This window comes from Shewanella sp. SM55, from assembly GCF_025654025.1.
In the GTDB taxonomy this organism is placed as follows: Bacteria; Pseudomonadota; Gammaproteobacteria; order Enterobacterales; family Shewanellaceae; genus Shewanella; species Shewanella oncorhynchi.
Map to the genome: position 1 here is coordinate 1 of NZ_JAKKRS010000041.1, position 629 is coordinate 629.

Below are 629 nucleotides of genomic sequence, written 5' to 3' on the forward strand. Positions count from 1 at the left end.
CACACCGCCCGTCACACCATGGGAGTGGGCTGCAAAAGAAGTGGGTAGCTTAACCTTCGGGGGGGCGCTCACCACTTTGTGGTTCATGACTGGGGTGAAGTCGTAACAAGGTAGCCCTAGGGGAACCTGGGGCTGGATCACCTCCTTACCTATACGACTAACTTAATGTTTGGTCGAAAAATGCTCCTGCATTTTCGACATTCGGTACATCCGTGTACCTTTTGAGTGTTCACACAGATTGCTTGTTTAKCTTCTCTTAGGAGAAGTCAGAGCGAAACATCCCTCTTGCAGGTAGATGTTGTTCTTTAACAATTTGGAAAGCTGATAGTATTTAATTGCATGAGTCTGTCATGTAATTAATTACAAAACGTTTAATGCGAAAGCATTGAACATGAGTTCTCAAACACTTTATTAAGTGTCTTGAATATTCAATAGTAAATTATTCTTTATTGAATAGTTTACGTCTAAGGCGCGTCCACTTCTTTGGTCAGAAGTGAGACAAGTAAAACCAAGCTGGTCGCAATGCGACGCAGATGAGTGAAACTCATTTGGGTTGTATGGTTAAGCGACTAAGCGTATACGGTGGATGCCTTGGCAGTCAGAGGCGATGAAGGACGTAGTAACTTGCG

At 43.8% G+C, this 629-nt stretch carries 1 rRNA gene; it reads left to right on the forward strand.

Going from position 1 to position 629, the window contains the following annotated elements:
* Positions 1-148 (forward strand): 16S ribosomal RNA (locus tag L5L91_RS22605); the annotation flags it as partial.
* Positions 149-629: the final 481 nt, after the last annotated feature.